Here is a 15,620-nt window from a genome sequence, read left to right on the forward strand (position 1 = left end):
CGCAAGATAAGGTCTTGGTCAACCAACCAAGATCACGATGCGAGGCAGCCAGCGTGCAGGATCGTCGACAAACCATTCTCGAGGCCGCCCTCGCCACCCTGCGCGAAGAAGGCTATTCGGGCTTCACGCAGCCGCGCGTCGCCAAACGCGCGGGCGTGCGGCAAAGCCACCTCACTTACTATTTCCCCACGCGTCTCGAACTGATCGAAGCGGTCGCGCGCGCCGCCGTCAACGGTCAGCTCGACGCACTCGACGCCTTCGCGGGAGAGACGTCGCCGAAGGTCACGGCGGCGTCCATTGCCAACGTCGCCATGCGGCACGAGAACACACGCGTGCTGATGGCGCTCGCGCAGGCTTCCGACGAAGAGCCTTCGATACGCAGCCTGTTTCGCGAGTTCGCGGATGCCATCGCTCTGCGCATCACACGCATGCTCGAATCGATGGGACTCGCCGTGAGCAAGGAGCACGTCGCGATGATTCATGCGCTCGTCGTGGGACTCGCGGTGGTCGAACTCGCGGTCGGACGCAGTGACGGCAAGCGGCGTGCGAGCGCGGCCATCGAAGCCCTTTTCGCGATGCTGCCGCGCACCGGCGAGCGCACCGTTCAACCCTCGCGCTAAATTGCATCGTTGCCGCGATTGCATCTTGCGTTTTGCATATCGCATTCGATTGCACCGTCAGCGTGACATCGCGTGAAACAAGTCTGAGCGAGACTCTGCGAAAGCCTTCTCCTATAGTGAGCACGTCGCCACACACAACGCCACGTGGCCCACGCACCGAGAGGACGCTTCCGTGAACGACAGATCGAATTTTGCATGCAAGCTTGTTTCATCCGCTGCGAAGACGGGACTGCGCCGGACGCTGATCGTCGTCAGTGCCGCGGCGCTCGCGCTGTCGAGCGGTTCAGCCTTCGCGGGCTGGGGGCGCGGCGGCACTGCTTATACCGGGCGTGGCGAATATAACGGCGCACATTTCGGCTCGTGCGGCGGCGGGAGCTGCTCCCACGCGGGCGGCGTGATGAACCCGTGGGGCGGCGTCGCGACGAACTCAGGCACGGTCACGCGCACCGCGCCGGGCCAGTTTTCGAACGCCGGCACCGCGTACGGCCCCAACGGACGCTCGATGCAGCACGCGGGCGACACGAGTTGCGCGGGCGGATCGTGCTCGCACACCGGCAGCATGACCGGCCCCAACGGCAACACCGCAACCGGCGCGGACACCGTCACGCGCAGCGCGCCGGGTCAGTTTTCGTCCTCCGGCTCCGTGACCGGGCCGTACGGGAACACCTCGACGCACAGTGCATCCACCAACTGCGCCGGTTACACGTGCAACCGCTACGGCACGGTCAACACAGCCAGCGGCGGCACCGTCGCGCATTCTGGCAGTGCGACGAGCGTCGCGCCGGGCGTCGTCGTGACCTCGGGCACCGCCGTCGCGACGACCGGTTCGCATGGCACGACGGTGATCGCGGGCAGCGCCACGACGTCGAGCGCGGTGGTCGTGATGCCGCCGCCACCCGCCACCGTATATGTCGCGCCCGCGCCGGCGCCCGCCGTATGGGTTCCCGGCCACTGGGCCGGCGCCGTCTGGATTCCGGCGCACTGGGCCTGAATGCAAAATGCCAAAGCGTCGTCGCCGCCGTAGTCGTTGCCATCGACCCGGCGGCTGGCGCACACTGCGAGTCAACGCCGCCGCCAGGGAAGGCTCGACATGCTCAGTGTCTCGTTCGACGTAGACGGATCGAAGGCAATCCGCTCATGACGCGGGATCGCATGCAGCGTCCGCATCTGCCGCAGGATCACGCGAAAGGCGTCCTGCACGACCTCACATGGACGGTCGGCCCTGTGTTGCTGGCCTTTGCGCTGGCGACCGCGCTCGTCATCTGGCTCGTCGATCCCGCGCCGCCCAAGACCATCACGATGAGCGCCGGCCAGCCCGACAGTTCGCTTTATCAAACCGCCCAGGAATACGCAAAGATCCTCGCGCGCAACGGCATCACATTGAAGGTGCTTCCCTCCGATGGCTCCGTGCAGAACCTGGAACGCCTCCTCGACCCGAAACAGAAGATCGATCTCGCGCTCGTGCAGGGCGGCATCGCGACTAAAGAGCAGGCATCGTCGCTGATGTCGCTCGGCAGCGTGGCGTACGTGCCTATCGTCGTGTTCTATCGCGGCAAAGGGCTCACGTTGCTGTCTCAGCTGGAAGGCAAACGCATCGCGATCGGGCGCGAAGGCAGCGGCACACGCACGCTGTCGCTGAAACTGCTCGAAGCAAACGGCATTACGCCTGGCGGCAGCACGCAGCTTCTTCCAACCGACGGCCTGCAAGCTGCAACGGAACTCGTCAGCAACGAAGCGGACGCCGTGTTTCTTAGCGGCGATTCGGCCACGCGCGGGCTCATGTTGCGCCTGCTCAAGGTGCCCGGCATATCGGTGATGGACTTCAACGAAGCGAGCGCTTATACGCGGCTCTTTCCGTATCTCGACGATATCGAATTGCCGCCCGGCGTGCTCGATCTGGGCCGCCGCATTCCGCCGGCGACCGTGCATCTCATCAGTCCGACGGTTGAGTTGGTTGCGCGCACGAACCTGCATCCCGCGTTATCGGATCTATTGATCGAAGCCGCGCAGGAAGTGCATGGCACGGCGGGATTGCTGCAGCGCGCGGGTCAGTTTCCGAGTCCCGTCGCGCATGAGTTCCCAATCAGCGAGGACGCGAGCCGCTATTACCGTTCCGGCAAGAGCTTTCTTTATCGAACGCTGCCGTTCTGGCTCGCGAATATTGCGGATCGCGCGCTCGTGTTGCTGCTGCCCGTCGCGGTGCTTGTTTTTCCAGCGTTGCGGGTCGTACCCGCGTTATATCGATGGCGCGTGCGCTCGCGTATCTATCGCTATTACGGTGCATTGATTGCAATCGAACGCGGTGCAATGCATATGTCGAGCGATGAAGAGCGCCGTGCGCTGCTGGTCGAACTCGACCACATCGAAGAATCACTCGATACGCTCAAGCTGCCGCTTGCCTATACCGATGCGCTCTATGTGCTTCGCGAGCATATCGGCTTCGTGCGTTCGCGATTGAGCGGCTCTGTACGCAGGGAACACAGCACCGTTTAGGAGGCGATGCCCATGCTCAAGCAAGCGCTGACGAGATTGCATTGCGCGATCATCATGCTCGCTTTGATGACGGCATGCGCGAGCCTTCCGCCTCAGAGCGGCCGCACGCCGAGCCACGCTTCCACACAGACAACCGATACGCGCTTAAGCAAAGCCTTTAATGCAAGTGAATTGAATCATCCCGGCGAGAATGCATTTCATCTCTTGTACGACGGAATGGATGCACTCGTCGCTCGCGTCGTGCTTTCCGAAACCGCAGAGCGATCGCTCGATGTCCAGTACTACATCTGGCACGACGATCTCACTGGCCGTGCGATGGCCGCATCGGTATTGCGCGCGGCGGATCGCGGCGTGCGCGTGCGATTATTGCTCGACGATCTCGGCACCAACGCCGACGACAATCTCCTGCTCGCGCTCGCCTCGCATCCGAACATACAGGTACGGCTTTTCAATCCGGTGGCGAATCGTACTTTCAAGCGGCTCGGCTCCGCAGTCGAGTTCTTCAGAGTGAACCGGCGCATGCATAACAAGTCGCTCGTCGCCGATAACCAGGCGGCGATTCTCGGCGGCCGCAATATCGGCGACGAATATTTCGGCGCGTCGAGCACGGTGGCATTCGGCGACCTCGATGTGCTCGTGCATGGCCCTGTCGTGCGCGAAGTATCGGATGCGTTCGATCTCTACTGGAATTCCGATGCGGCCTATCCCATCGACAATCTCATGGGCCGCCGTGCGGATACCAACTCACTCGCAACATATCGAAGCCGGCTCGATGCGTATCTGCTTTCGGAAACTCACTCGCCGTATGTCGCGCAGGCAAGTCAACGTATCGCGCAAGCGATCGAATCGCACGATGCATCGTTCGTGTGGGGCAAAGCTACTTTGCTCTACGACGATCCCGCCAAAATCACTCGCAAGCCGGACGACAGCGAAGGCCGCCTCATGTCGCGGTTCAGGGCGCTCAAGCTCGAGCCGCAGCATGAATTGCTGATTGTCTCGCCCTACTTCGTGCCGCGCGAAGCGGGCGTCAAGTGGCTGCAAGCGATGACTGCGCGCGGCGTACGCGTGACCGTGCTGACCAATTCTTTAGCCGCAACCGATGTAGCCGCCGTCCACGCGGGATATCAGCGCTATCGCAAGGACATGCTTGAGGCCGGCGTGCGGCTCTATGAACTCAAGCCTGTGGCTTCCAGCGATAAAAATGACAAAGAAAATAAAACGATGTTCGGCTCGTCGAAGGCCTCGTTGCATGCGAAGACCTATGTATTCGACCGCGAACGCATCTTTATCGGCTCGATGAATCTGGACCCGCGCTCCGTCGAACTGAACACGGAGATAGGCGTCTATTGCGAGAGTCCGCAAGCGGCGCAGCAAGTGGCGGATGGTATCGGGACGAATATCGATCGTATTGCGTGGCGTGTGGAACTGCAGCCGAATGCCGATGGCGGTCAACGCATGGTATGGATAGACACTGACGCGAACGGCGCGGTCACAACGCTGGAGAAAGAGCCCGATGTCTCGACGTTCAGGCGCGCGACGATATGGATGCTGGGCCTTTTGCCGATCGAGTCGCAACTATGAGGCGAGCTTGCGACTCGATCGTCGATTGGCTTATTTGAAGCCCGCGACCGCATGCGGCACATACGGCGCTTCGAGCTGCGCGATCTCGTCGGCCGTGAGATTCAGCGACAGCGCCGCGACCGCATCGCTGACGTGATTCGGCTTCGATGCCCCGATGATCGGCGCACTGACGGGCGACTTTTGCGCGACCCATGCAAGCGCCACTTGAGCGCGCGGCACACCACGCGCCTTTGCGACCGTTGCCACGGCCTCGACCACGGCTTTGTCTGCATCATGCGTCTGGTACAGCGTGCTGCCGAACGCATCGGTCTGCTGACGCTCGCTCGTCGCATCCCACTCGCGCGTAAGACGGCCGCGCGCGAGCGGGCTCCACGGCAACACGCCAATGCCCTGATCCTTGCATAGCGGTAGCATCTCGCGCTCTTCTTCGCGATAGAGCAGGTTCAAGTGATTCTGCATCGTCTTGAACTCGGTCCATCCCTTTGCGCGCGATGTATAAAGCGCTTTGCTGAATTGCCAGGCGTACATCGACGACGCACCGATATAACGCGCCTTGCCCGCCTTGACGACATCGTGCAACGCTTCCAGTGTCTCTTCGATCGGCGTCGTGTAGTCCCAGCGGTGAATCTGATAAAGATCGACGTAATCGGTGCCGAGGCGCCTCAGGCTGTTATCGATTTCATTGAAGATCGCCTTTCGCGAGAGGCCCGCGCCATTGGGACCGGGCCGCATGCGATTGAATACCTTCGTCGCGATCACGATGTCATCGCGCTTCGTCATTTCGCGCAATGCACGACCGACGATCTCTTCCGACGTGCCGTCGGAGTAAGTATTCGCGGTGTCGAAGAAATTAATGCCTGCATCCAGCGCCTGCTGGATGATGGGACGGCTCTGCTCTTCATTGAGCGTCCAGGGATGCGTGCCGCGTTCAGGCACGCCGAAGGTCATGCATCCAAGGCACAGCCGCGACACGTCCAGGCCGGTCGTGCCGAGTTTCACGTAGTCCATCGGGGAATCTCCTTGCCGTCGACTGCTTTTCTGAGGATGTGCACGAAGGCTTTGGTGTCTTCATGCGCGAGAGACGAAAAGCATAGACATTAGCGCAGGTTGGCTGCTCTTGCTTGTCTTACAGTCGTTAAGCAACGCAATCATTACTTGCAAGGAATCGATGCAAACTTACTCGCACAGCGCCGCGCGGCGCTGTGCGTTTTCTCTAGCGAAGCTTAGGAGCGCGCGGGCTCGCCCTCCTCCATGTCATGTCCGTGCGAAATGGCCTCCAAGGACGGATCGTGATGAAGCAACAGGACCGCCGCTACACCGACCATGCCCGCGCCCGCGAGGCAAAGCAGGCCCGCACCGAAGCCGCCCGTGCTGTCCTTGATCCAGCCCATTGCGTAAGGCCCGAAGAAGCCCGCGAGATTGCCGAGTGAGTTGATCGCCGCGATCCCGCCCGCCGCAGCCGCACCCGAGAGGAACGATGCAGGCAGCGTCCAGATCACCGGCAGACAGCCAAAGATACCGAAGCCTGCAATCGACAGCGCAATCATCTTGAGCACCGGATTGTCGAGGCCCGCCGACGCAGCGATGCCGCCCGCCGCGACCATCAGCGCGATGGCAACGTGCCAGCGTCGTTCGAGCTTGCGATCCGAATGACGGCCCCAGAGCACCATGCTGACGACACCGACTGCATACGGCAAGGACGTCACGAAGCCCGTCTGAAGATTCGTCAGTCCGAACGCCTTGACGATCTGCGGCAAGAAAAAGCTCAAGCCGTAATTGGTCGCATTTGCCCCGAAATAGATCAGCGCGATGGCGAGCACGCGCGGATTGAAGAGCGCTTCTTTCACGCTAAACGAATGCACCGACTCGCGATGCGCGCGTTCATGCGCTTGCCGATTGACGAGCCAGTTACGTTCGTCGTCTGCGAGCCAGTGTGCGTTCGCGGGCTTGTCCGTGAGATAGAAGAACACGACGAACGCGAGGATGAGCGCGGGAAACGCTTCGATCAGATAAAGCCACTGCCAGCCCTGCATTCCGCCGATGCCGTCCATTTGCAGCAACGCACCCGAGATGGGGCCGCCGATCACGGTGGACAACGGAATAGCCGCCATGAAATAGCCGACGACGCGCCCGCGATATTTCGCCGGGAACCACAGCGTCAACAGGTAAATGATGCCGGGGAAGAAGCCCGCTTCCGCGATGCCCAGCAACACGCGCAGTCCATAGAACACATATGCGTTCGACAAGCCCGTTGCTTGCGCGATATGCGGAATGTACGCCATCAGCGCGGCGAGAATGCCCCACGTGAACATGATCCGTGCGATCCACTTGCGCGCGCCGAATCGTTCGAGCAACAGGTTGGACGGGACTTCGAAAAAGAAATAGGCGATAAAGAAAATGCCCGCACCAAAGCCAAAGGCGCTCGCCGAAAAGCCGAGCGCCTTGTTCATTTGCAGTGCAGCAAAGCCGACGTTGACGCGATCGAGATAGGCGATGAAGTAGCAGAGAATCAGAAACGGCACGAGACGTAGCATCACGCGCTTCATGGTGCGAGTTTCAAGGTCCATCAATGTCTCCTCCGTTATAGGGAACAGGCAGATCGTTGACTTGCAATCGACTTGCGCAGCCTACTCTTTACGGAGGAATTGCATAACTGGTGTTTAGCCTGTGTTTTGCCGAAAAACACCGGCAAGAGGCGCTTCCACGCGCCTCCTTGTGACGTTTATGCGACCGGTAACATTCCGGCGTAGCCGGGTTCCGGTAATCCTTGCACGCCGGGCCGCAAAGCGAACACGGAGCCGTCGTTGTCGGTGGCGTTGGAAGCGGGTCGAATCGATGTCACATAGAGCGTGGAAAGATCGTCTCCGCCGAATGCGCACATCGAAGGCTTGACGGCCGGCACCGCGACGGTGCGATCGAGCTTGCCCTCCGGCGTGAAGCGCAAGAGGCAGCCGGCATCGTTTGCGCAGGTCCAATAGCAGCCGTCGGCATCGACCGCCGCGCCATCCGGACGCCCCATGTGATGATTCAGATCCGCGAAGAGGCGACGGTCATGCGGCATGCCCGTGTCGGTATCGAGATCGAAGGCCCAGATCAGGCGCCGCTGCGGATGTGAATCGGACAGATACATGATCGCGCCATCCGGCGAAAACGCGAGCCCGTTCTGCGTGATGAGCCCGTCGACGATCGGCGCGGACAGCGTGCCGTTTGCATCGAAGCGATAGAGCGCGCCTGCGGTACTCGCCTGCGCCATGTCCTGCACCATCGTGCCGGCCCAGAAGCGGCCCTGCCGGTCGCAGCGGCCATCGTTGAAGCGCATGCCGGGTGCATCGAAGCGCGGCGCGGCGAGCTTCGTCACACGCACATCGCCCGCGTCTTGCAGCGTCACCGCGAAGAGCCCGCTTTCCATGCCGGCGACGATGCTGCCCGCCGCATCGAATGCAAAACACGCGACCTGCTCGGGCAGCGTCCATTCGCTGCGCTGTCCGCTTTCGGGGCGCAGCCGCACGATGCGCCGCGCGGGAATGTCGACCCAATACAGCGCGCGGTCTTTTGCATGCCAAACAGGGCACTCGCCGACAGCAGCGCGCCCTGCCGCTTCGATCCGCTCCACGCGAGGCGCGCTCGTCATCGGCTGCGCTCCATCGGCTCGCCGAGCACGAACGCGCCGCCCTGGAAGCGCTGCGCCGGATCGTCGTGATCGTCCGTGGGCGCGCGCACCGGAAAGCGGTCACTGAATTCGGCTGAGCTATCCTGCGGATTGAAGCCGAGGAAGCCCGCCTTCGTGTTGTCCCACCACTTGAGCGGATTGTTCGACGCGCCATACACCACGGTATGCCCGACGCGATTCGTGAACAGCGAGCAGCGCACGAGTTCGATGAAATCGCGGTAGCTGAGATAGGTCACAAGCATGCGCGGATTCTTGGGCTCTTCGAACGACGACCCGATGCGCAGGCACACCGTCTCGATGCCGAAGCGGTCGAAGTAATAGCGCGACAGCGATTCGCCGAAGCACTTCGTCACGCCGTAGAGGCTGTCGGGGCGCTGCGGCGCGTCGGCGTCGAGCACTTCCGTCACGGGATGAAAGCCGATCGCATGGTTCGAACTCGCGAACACCACGCGCTTCACGCCGTGACGCCGCGCCGCTTCATAGATGTTGTACGTGCCGCGGATGTTCGCCTCGATCAGATCGTCGAACGGCGCTTCGACCGAAATGCCGCCGAGATGCACGATGGCATCGACGCCCTCCACCAGACGCATGACCGCGTCGCGGTCCGCGAGATCGACCGCGCTCACTTCTTCGTGCGCGGCTGCGTCGTCGATCGGCGCAATGTCGGATGCGCGCACGACATCGGCCCATTGCGCGAGCGCGCCGCGCAGCTGACGGCCCAAATTGCCGGCCGCGCCGGTCAGAAGCAGGCGTTTGAACGGCTTGCCCGCTGCTGTTGACTGGTTCATCGGAACACTCCTCTCGAATGCGTGAAAAGCAGAATGGGGTAAAACGTTTTCCGCACTATAACGATCCGCGCAACCCGCCGTCAAATGGCATTTTGTCGATTGCATGCCGCATGCAAAAAACATTTCGACTGCGTCGTTTTCTGCGACAATCCGAAAATCTTGGAAAAGCCAGAGAAAACGTTACCTCGATGAAGAAAAACTCCCCGACCATTCGCGATGTCGCCGCCGCAGCGGGCGTTTCGGTCGCGACGGTGTCCAAATACATCAACGGCGCGCAGCGCTTCTCGGCGCCGGTCGAAGCGAGGCTCAAGGAGGCCATCGAATCGCTCGGCTATCGCTCGAATCCGCTTGCGCGCTCAATGATCACCGGCCGCACGCGCACCATCGGCCTCACGATTCTCGACATCAGCAATCCGCACTTCACCAACGTCGTGAAAGGCGCGAACCGCATCGCGCTGCGGCACGACTACACGCTGCTTCTGGTCGATATCGACGAACAGCAGGCACGCGAGCGGCCGCTGATCGAAGCGTTGTCGCAGCGCGTGGACGGGCTGATCGTGAGTTCGCGTCTGCCCGACGAGGACGCGCGCTGGATGCTCGATCTCGACAAGCCCGTCGTTCTGTTGCGTAACGCCGAGGCGCTGCCGATTCCGAGCGTCGGCATCGACAACCGCCTCGCCGCGCATATGCTCGCGCGGCATCTGCTCAATCTCGGGCATCGGCATATTGCATACCTCGGCTTCGGCCAGGCGCGCATCAACGATGAACGCATTCGCGGCGTGCGCGAGTGCCTCGAAGAAGCCGGCCTCGAACTCGACGTGCATGACGCCCACGCTCCGACCGCGCTCGCCGGCGAGCATGCCTGCTCGCGCGTGATGCTCGGCCCGAAGCGGCCGCAAGCGGTGATCTGCTACAACGACCTCATCGCGCTCGGCTTCATGAAGGAAGCCGCGACGCTCGGCATTCGCGTGCCTCAGGATGTGTCGGTGACCGGCATCGACAACGTGCCTTACGGCGCCTACGCCGCGCCCGGCCTCACCACCGTCGACATCCAGAGCGAGAAGATGGGCGAGCTTGCGATGCAGAAACTCATCGACGCACTCGCCGGTCATCCCGATCCCGGCAACTCCATGTTCGAGCCGCGCCTCATCGTGCGTGAATCTACTGCTGCGGCCGCAGCGACCGCAACGAGCACGTGAAGCGCGGCGCATGATCTCGGCGCTCGCAATCAGGCGTCGAGCTTCGCGGGCGTCATCTTCGGCGTGAGGACGTGCATCACGCCGAACGCCACGAGGTACGCGAGCGCGCCGATGGCGAACAGCGCCCAGTACTGACCGGTGCGTTGCAGAACCTGACCGATCACTTCCGAGAACAGCACGCCGCCGACCGAACCCGCCATCCCGCCGATACCGACCACCGCGCCGATCGCGCGCTTCGGGAACAGGTCCGACGCCGTCGTGAAGAGATTGGCCGACCAGCCCTGATGCGCCGCCGCCGCGAGACCGACGATACCCACCGCGATCCACAGGTCGTGGACCTGCGAAACGAATGCAATCGGCAAAACACAGCACGCGCAGATCAGCATCGCGGTTTTGCGTGCAGCATTCACGCTCCAGCCCGAGCGCAAGAGCGCCGACGAAATCCATCCCCCGCCGATACTGCCCACCGTGGTGATCGCGTAGATCACCACGAGCGGCAAGCCGATGTGCTGCATGTCCATGCCGCGCGATTCGTTCAGCCACTTCGGCAGCCAGAACAGATAGAACCACCACACCGGGTCGGTCAGGAACTTGCCGACGATGAACGCCCACGTCTCGCGCTTGCGGATCAGCACGCCGAAGCCCGGCGCGGCGGCCTTCGCGTTGCGGGCATCGGCGGCGGCGGCTTCGTCGTTCTCTTCGGCGAGCTCGTCGTCATGCGCGCTGCCGTCCGGCTGGCGATACATGACGAACCACACGGCGAGCCACACGATGCCGATGGCGCCGATGATCACGAACGCCGCGCGCCACCCGAACGCGACCGCGAGCGCCGGGATGATGGCGGGCGCGAAGACTGCCCCGATGTTCGCACCTGAATTAAAAATACCAGTTGCCAGCGCACGTTCGCGGCGCGGGAACCATTCCGCCGTCGTCTTGATGGCGGCGGGAAAGTTGCCGCCCTCGCCGATGCCGAGCAGCGCGCGGACCATCGCGAAGCCCATCACCGATCCGACCGCCGCATGCAGCATCGCGGCGATGCTCCAGATGAACATCGCGAGCGCGTAGGAGATGCGCGTGCCGAGCCAGTCGACGATGCGCCCGAAGCACAAGAGGCCGATCGCGTAGAAAGCGGAGAACGCGATGACGATGCGGCCGTACTGCACCTGCGTCCAGCCGATGTCGTGCTGGAGCAGCGGCGCGAGCAGACCGAGAATCTGCCGGTCCATGTAATTGATGACGGTCGCGAAGAAGAGCAACGCACACACGGTCCAGCGATAACGGCTCGCGGCACGCACGACGCCGACGACGGCTGTTTGCATGAAAGTCTCCGGGTACGCGGCGGCGCTCGTCGAACCGCGTGTCTTGTTCATGGACGGCGACGAGCGCCGTGAGCGTGGCGTCGCTCGAAGGCATGCACGCCACTGGAGTTTTTCTTGGAAAACGTTTTTCTGAAGGATATAGACGATGGCGGGAAGGCGGTAGCCTAGGACTTTCCCTAGCGCCCCGTCGGAGCAGGCAGGTATGGGCTTCGCGCGGCAGAACGAAAATTATTGAACGGGCGTTAATCGTTTTCTGTCGCACGGGAAACGGCATTTTGCATGCCGCCTGTTGCATGCCGCATGCAAACGACAGCCCCATGCGAGAAGCATGTCCACCTAAAGTCCAGGCCCCTGTTGCCGATATAGAGACGACAACGTTTCAACTCTTCGGCAACTCTCCCGTACTTCCCATGCCTCACATCTCTCTGGCCCGCACGAACGTCGGGGCCAAATTTGCCGCTTTCGCGTGTGCGCTTGCGGCAATCGTCGTTGCTAGCTTCACGGTCGCTGTCACCCACTCTGCCGGCGATCAAATCAACGCGCATGCGATGGCCCGCGTCCAAAGCGACAACCGTTCGATCGGCACGATGATCGGCCTCTACGACACGGCCGTCAGCGCCGAAGTCTCGCGTTTCATGACGATGTTCTCGCGTCGCATGCAGGACGGCTTCACGCTCGATGAAGCGCATGCCGTCGATATCGGCGGTGTCGCGACGCCGACCCTCCTCACGGGCGACAAGCCCTTGAACGGCGACTTCTCGATTCCCGATGCGTTCCTCGCGGAAAGCGGCGCCATCGCGACGATCTTCGCGCGCACCGGCGACGACTTCGTGCGCGTGACGACCTCGCTCAAGAAGCAGGATGGCGCGCGCGCCATCGGCACGCTGCTCGATCGCAAGGGACCGGCGTATGGGCCGGTGCTGAACGGCAAGTCGTATATCGGCATTGCCGCGCTCTTCGGCAAGCAGTACATCACCGAGTACAAGCCCGTGACGGATGCGTCGGGCCGCGTGATCGGCGCGCTGTTCGTCGGCGTCGATGTTTCGTCGGAGATGACCGCGCTGCAGGACGATATTCGCAAGCTCACCATCGGCGAGAGCGGCTATCACTTCGTCGTCGACGCATCGAATGGCGCGAATCGCGGCAAGCTGCTCGTGCATCCGGGCGGTGAAGGACAAATGGCGGACGAGCGCGTCGCGCCCTTCAAGCACATGCTCGATACGCGCGAAGGCAAGCTCGCATTCGAAGGCGAGGACATTGCCGGCGCCAACGCGCGCGTGCATGGCGGCGCGAAGGAAATCGTCTATATGACGGTGCCGCAATGGAACTGGGTGATCGGCGGCATTGCGTATCGCGATGAGTTGCTCGCCAGCGTGCACGCGAGCCGCAATCGCTTCCTGCTGCTCGGGCTCGCGGTCATCGTCGCGCTCGTCGGCGTGCTGCTGTATGCGGTGAAGCGCCTCATTGGCCGTCCCATCGATGAAGTCACGCGCGCATCGGAACGTATCGCAGCGGGCGATCTCACCGTGCGCATCGATACCGATCGCGAAGACGATATCGGCCGCCTCATGCGCGCGATCGACGGCATCGCGCAAGGGCTCGCGGGCATCGTCGCGCAAGTGCGCAGCGCATCCGCCGACATGACGGACGGCACGGCGCGTCTTGCTTCGGGCAGCACCGACATTGCATCGCGCATCGCGACGCAGGCGGCAAGCGTCGAGGAAACCGCGGCCAGCATGGAAGAGATCACATCGACCGTGCAGCACAACGCCGCGAATACCGCGCAGGCGGGCACGCTCGTGGCATCGGCGTCCGATGCCGCGCGTGAAGGCGGCGAAGCAGTGAGCCGCGTCGTCGAGACGATGAGCGAGATCGACGCATCCTCGCGTCGCATTGCGGACATCACCGCGACGATCGAAGGCATCGCGTTTCAAACGAACATTCTCGCGCTCAATGCGGCCGTGGAAGCTGCGCGTGCGGGCGAGCACGGCAAGGGCTTCGCGGTGGTCGCATCCGAAGTGCGAGCGCTTGCGCAACGAAGCGCGGGCGCAGTGAAGGAGATCGAAGCGTTGATCGCCGAATCCGCAGCCAACGTTTCGCGCGGATACAAGATCGCCGAGCAGGCCAGCAGCACGATGAACGGCATCGTGGAACGCGTGACGCAAGTCAATGCGATCGTCGGTGAGATCGGCGTCGCGTCGCGAGAGCAGGCAAGCGGCATCGAGCAGGTCAATAGCGCGGTCATGCTGATCGGCGAAGCGACTCAACAGAACGCGGCCCTCGTCGGCGAGGCGGAGCATTCGACCGCCGAATTGCGCGACCATGCCGAGCGTCTTGCGCGTGCCGTCAGCATGTTCCGCGTTTGAGTTTGCTTCGTCGAGCGCTAGCTCTTCAGCAATCGATAGCGCATGACATGCACAGGTTTCGTGCCTGATTGCATGAAGCCTGTGTTTCACGTTAATGAACGCCCTCGCGGCGTTCATTCTTTTTTGTACGGCTAAGATGCATCGTACCGCGCGATCAATGAGCGCGGCACCGTTCTTGCGAAAGCATCTCACAGCACGTTTCCAAGCAGCAGGTCGTACCAAAGCGATTCGGGGGAACCCGCTTCGGCAAACCCGATCTACTGCGATTCGCCATCACATCCAGCGCATCACATCGGGGCTCAAGGCCCGATGAGACGGCTCAACGTAGCCCTTCCATCGCATTCGATGCAATGACCGGGCTCGCCGCAGACATCATCGACAGACATTCGACCCAAGCACTCGTCTGGGGCGCGCGCAGCTTCGCGCGCCATTGCGTCAACCACGCGACGCAACCCTAACCCTCAACGACGGAGCGTCCATATGTCCTTTGAACGTGACTCTGTGCAGTACAAAAGTCCGCTGCTCACCATCGTGGTGGCAGCCTATGAAGTCGAAGGCTATATAGAGGAAGCACTCGAATCCCTGCTTTCGCAGCCTCATATCGATGCAATGAAGATCGTCGTCGTCGACGACGGCTCTCATGACGAAACCTATGCAGCGGCGCAAGCCGTGGCCGATCGCGACGGCGGCAGACATATCGAAGTCATGCGGCAGGAGAATGGCGGCGTGAGCGCCGCGCGCAACACGGGCCTTGCCGCCGTGCGCACGCCTTATGTCGGCTTTCTCGATGGCGACGACATCTATCTGAAGAACTTCACGCAAGCGGTCATTCCGCGATTAGCCGAAGACCAGTACGACCTCGTCGAATACAACGTCAAGATCATCGACGACGACGGCCACGAACTCGAGGACCTCGACCTCGTGAACGCCGGCGAAGACGGCGGCCATCCGATGAATCGCGATGCGCTAGAGCAGTTCGCGGACACGTTTCACACTTTCGTGTGGGCGCGCGTGTATCGCACCGCGATGTTCAGGGACATGCCGTTCCCGGTTCGCAGACAGTACGAGGACATGGCGGTCATACCGTCGATGTACCTTCGCGCCACGCGATATTTCCGCGTGAGCGAGCCATTGCTCGGCTATCGGCGGCGCTTCGGCAGCATCACGCAGAAAGCAACCTTGCACGACATGCGCGACTTGCGCATCAATGGGCAGGAAGCGCTTGCACGCTGCAATGGCGGCGAAATGGACGACTTCTGGCTGACCGTCTTCGACAAAGTGTTCCAGCGCGCCTGCCATGTGTGCGCACGCGTCGATCGCGCATCGTTCCGGGAAGCGTCGGAAACGCTGTCGGAGATGGCGGCGGATCATCGCGAAACGCGGGCGAGACTGGCCGAGCGCAATGGGCGCGAAGTCGTCCAACTCAAGCCATTCGATTTGAACGTGCGTGCGGATCGGTCGGTACACTTTCTCAAATCGCTCGTCAAGAAAGTCTTGCGACGCAGCCTCGATCATCATCAGCGCGCGCGCCGGCCGGCTCCGTCGAATCAGTTGAGCGGCTGAGTGGCCGGGCGCACGGGCGGC

Annotated in this window: 12 protein-coding genes; 7 read left to right on the top strand and 5 right to left on the bottom strand. The window is 62.1% G+C overall.

The genetic code is table 11. The features are described from left to right. The first annotated feature begins 53 nt into the window (after window positions 1–53). The 4 genes from AWB72_RS13145 (at window position 54) to AWB72_RS13160 (ending at window position 4,694) form a co-directional block, all read left to right on the top strand. Window positions 54–620, top strand: coding sequence for a TetR/AcrR family transcriptional regulator (locus AWB72_RS13145; protein ID WP_040052495.1), 567 nt, complete (start codon window positions 54–56; stop codon window positions 618–620). 172 nt (window positions 621–792) lie between these two features. Further along, a complete protein-coding gene (locus tag AWB72_RS13150) occupies window positions 793–1,611 on the top strand; it encodes a hypothetical protein (RefSeq protein WP_040052496.1) in 819 nt (272 codons plus the stop codon). A 146-nt stretch (window positions 1,612–1,757) separates the two neighbouring features. After that, window positions 1,758–3,113, top strand: coding sequence for a TAXI family TRAP transporter solute-binding subunit (locus AWB72_RS13155; RefSeq protein WP_040052497.1), 1,356 nt, complete (start codon window positions 1,758–1,760; stop codon window positions 3,111–3,113). Window positions 3,114–3,125: 12 nt separating this feature from the next. Continuing rightward, entirely contained in the window at window positions 3,126–4,694 is a 1,569-nt protein-coding gene (locus AWB72_RS13160) for a phospholipase D family protein (protein ID WP_052450088.1), read from the top strand. 30 nt (window positions 4,695–4,724) lie between these two features. Here the strand turns inward: AWB72_RS13160 and AWB72_RS13165 are convergent, their stop codons facing one another. From AWB72_RS13165 to AWB72_RS13180, 4 genes are all read right to left on the bottom strand, one after another. Further along, window positions 4,725–5,702, bottom strand: a complete 978-nt coding sequence (locus tag AWB72_RS13165; RefSeq protein WP_040052498.1) for an aldo/keto reductase — start codon at window positions 5,700–5,702, stop codon at window positions 4,725–4,727. 215 nt (window positions 5,703–5,917) lie between these two features. Then, window positions 5,918–7,261 (bottom strand): MFS transporter, encoded by a 1,344-nt coding sequence (locus tag AWB72_RS13170; protein WP_040052499.1) that lies wholly within the window; start codon window positions 7,259–7,261, stop codon window positions 5,918–5,920. Between the two features lie 155 nt (window positions 7,262–7,416). After that, window positions 7,417–8,325: an SMP-30/gluconolactonase/LRE family protein gene (locus AWB72_RS13175; RefSeq protein ID WP_040052500.1), complete on the bottom strand. Its 909-nt coding sequence runs from the start codon at window positions 8,323–8,325 to the stop codon at window positions 7,417–7,419. Next, window positions 8,322–9,152 (bottom strand): NAD-dependent epimerase/dehydratase family protein, encoded by an 831-nt coding sequence (locus AWB72_RS13180; RefSeq protein WP_040052501.1) that lies wholly within the window; start codon window positions 9,150–9,152, stop codon window positions 8,322–8,324. The genes AWB72_RS13175 and AWB72_RS13180 overlap by 4 nt, the downstream gene beginning before the upstream one ends. Before the next feature lie 188 nt (window positions 9,153–9,340). Between AWB72_RS13180 and AWB72_RS13185 the strand changes: the two genes are divergently transcribed. Next, a complete protein-coding gene (locus AWB72_RS13185; protein WP_040052502.1) occupies window positions 9,341–10,351 on the top strand; it encodes a LacI family DNA-binding transcriptional regulator in 1,011 nt (336 codons plus the stop codon). Window positions 10,352–10,380: 29 nt separating this feature from the next. Here AWB72_RS13185 and AWB72_RS13190 read toward each other — a convergent pair whose 3' ends face one another. Continuing rightward, a complete protein-coding gene (locus AWB72_RS13190) occupies window positions 10,381–11,670 on the bottom strand; it encodes an MFS transporter (RefSeq protein ID WP_040052692.1) in 1,290 nt (429 codons plus the stop codon). A 410-nt stretch (window positions 11,671–12,080) separates the two neighbouring features. On the opposite strand from AWB72_RS13190, the gene AWB72_RS13195 reads away from it, so the two are divergent. Continuing rightward, window positions 12,081–14,036, top strand: coding sequence for a methyl-accepting chemotaxis protein (locus AWB72_RS13195; protein ID WP_087128115.1), 1,956 nt, complete (start codon window positions 12,081–12,083; stop codon window positions 14,034–14,036). A gap of 480 nt (window positions 14,037–14,516) precedes the next feature. After that, a complete protein-coding gene (locus AWB72_RS13200) occupies window positions 14,517–15,599 on the top strand; it encodes a glycosyltransferase family 2 protein (protein WP_052450070.1) in 1,083 nt (360 codons plus the stop codon). The last annotated feature ends 21 nt before the right edge of the window (window positions 15,600–15,620 follow it).

It is taken from the genome of Caballeronia concitans (assembly GCF_001544615.1).
Classification (GTDB): Bacteria; Pseudomonadota; Gammaproteobacteria; order Burkholderiales; family Burkholderiaceae; genus Caballeronia; species Caballeronia concitans.

What these genes read in the sequence shown, in the direction of transcription:
- AWB72_RS13190 (WP_040052692.1), bottom strand. Translation starts at nt 11,670, where the DNA reads ATGCAAACAGCCGTCGTCGGCGTCGTGCGTGCCGCGAGCCGTTATCGC.
- AWB72_RS13195 (WP_087128115.1), top strand. Translation starts at nt 12,081, where the DNA reads ATGCCTCACATCTCTCTGGCCCGCACGAACGTCGGGGCCAAATTTGCC.
- AWB72_RS13180 (WP_040052501.1), bottom strand. Translation starts at nt 9,152, where the DNA reads ATGAACCAGTCAACAGCAGCGGGCAAGCCGTTCAAACGCCTGCTTCTG.
- AWB72_RS13165 (WP_040052498.1), bottom strand. Translation starts at nt 5,702, where the DNA reads ATGGACTACGTGAAACTCGGCACGACCGGCCTGGACGTGTCGCGGCTG.
- AWB72_RS13170 (WP_040052499.1), bottom strand. Translation starts at nt 7,261, where the DNA reads ATGGACCTTGAAACTCGCACCATGAAGCGCGTGATGCTACGTCTCGTG.
- AWB72_RS13185 (WP_040052502.1), top strand. Translation starts at nt 9,341, where the DNA reads ATGAAGAAAAACTCCCCGACCATTCGCGATGTCGCCGCCGCAGCGGGC.
- AWB72_RS13155 (WP_040052497.1), top strand. Translation starts at nt 1,758, where the DNA reads ATGACGCGGGATCGCATGCAGCGTCCGCATCTGCCGCAGGATCACGCG.
- AWB72_RS13160 (WP_052450088.1), top strand. Translation starts at nt 3,126, where the DNA reads ATGCTCAAGCAAGCGCTGACGAGATTGCATTGCGCGATCATCATGCTC.
- AWB72_RS13200 (WP_052450070.1), top strand. Translation starts at nt 14,517, where the DNA reads ATGTCCTTTGAACGTGACTCTGTGCAGTACAAAAGTCCGCTGCTCACC.
- AWB72_RS13175 (WP_040052500.1), bottom strand. Translation starts at nt 8,325, where the DNA reads ATGACGAGCGCGCCTCGCGTGGAGCGGATCGAAGCGGCAGGGCGCGCT.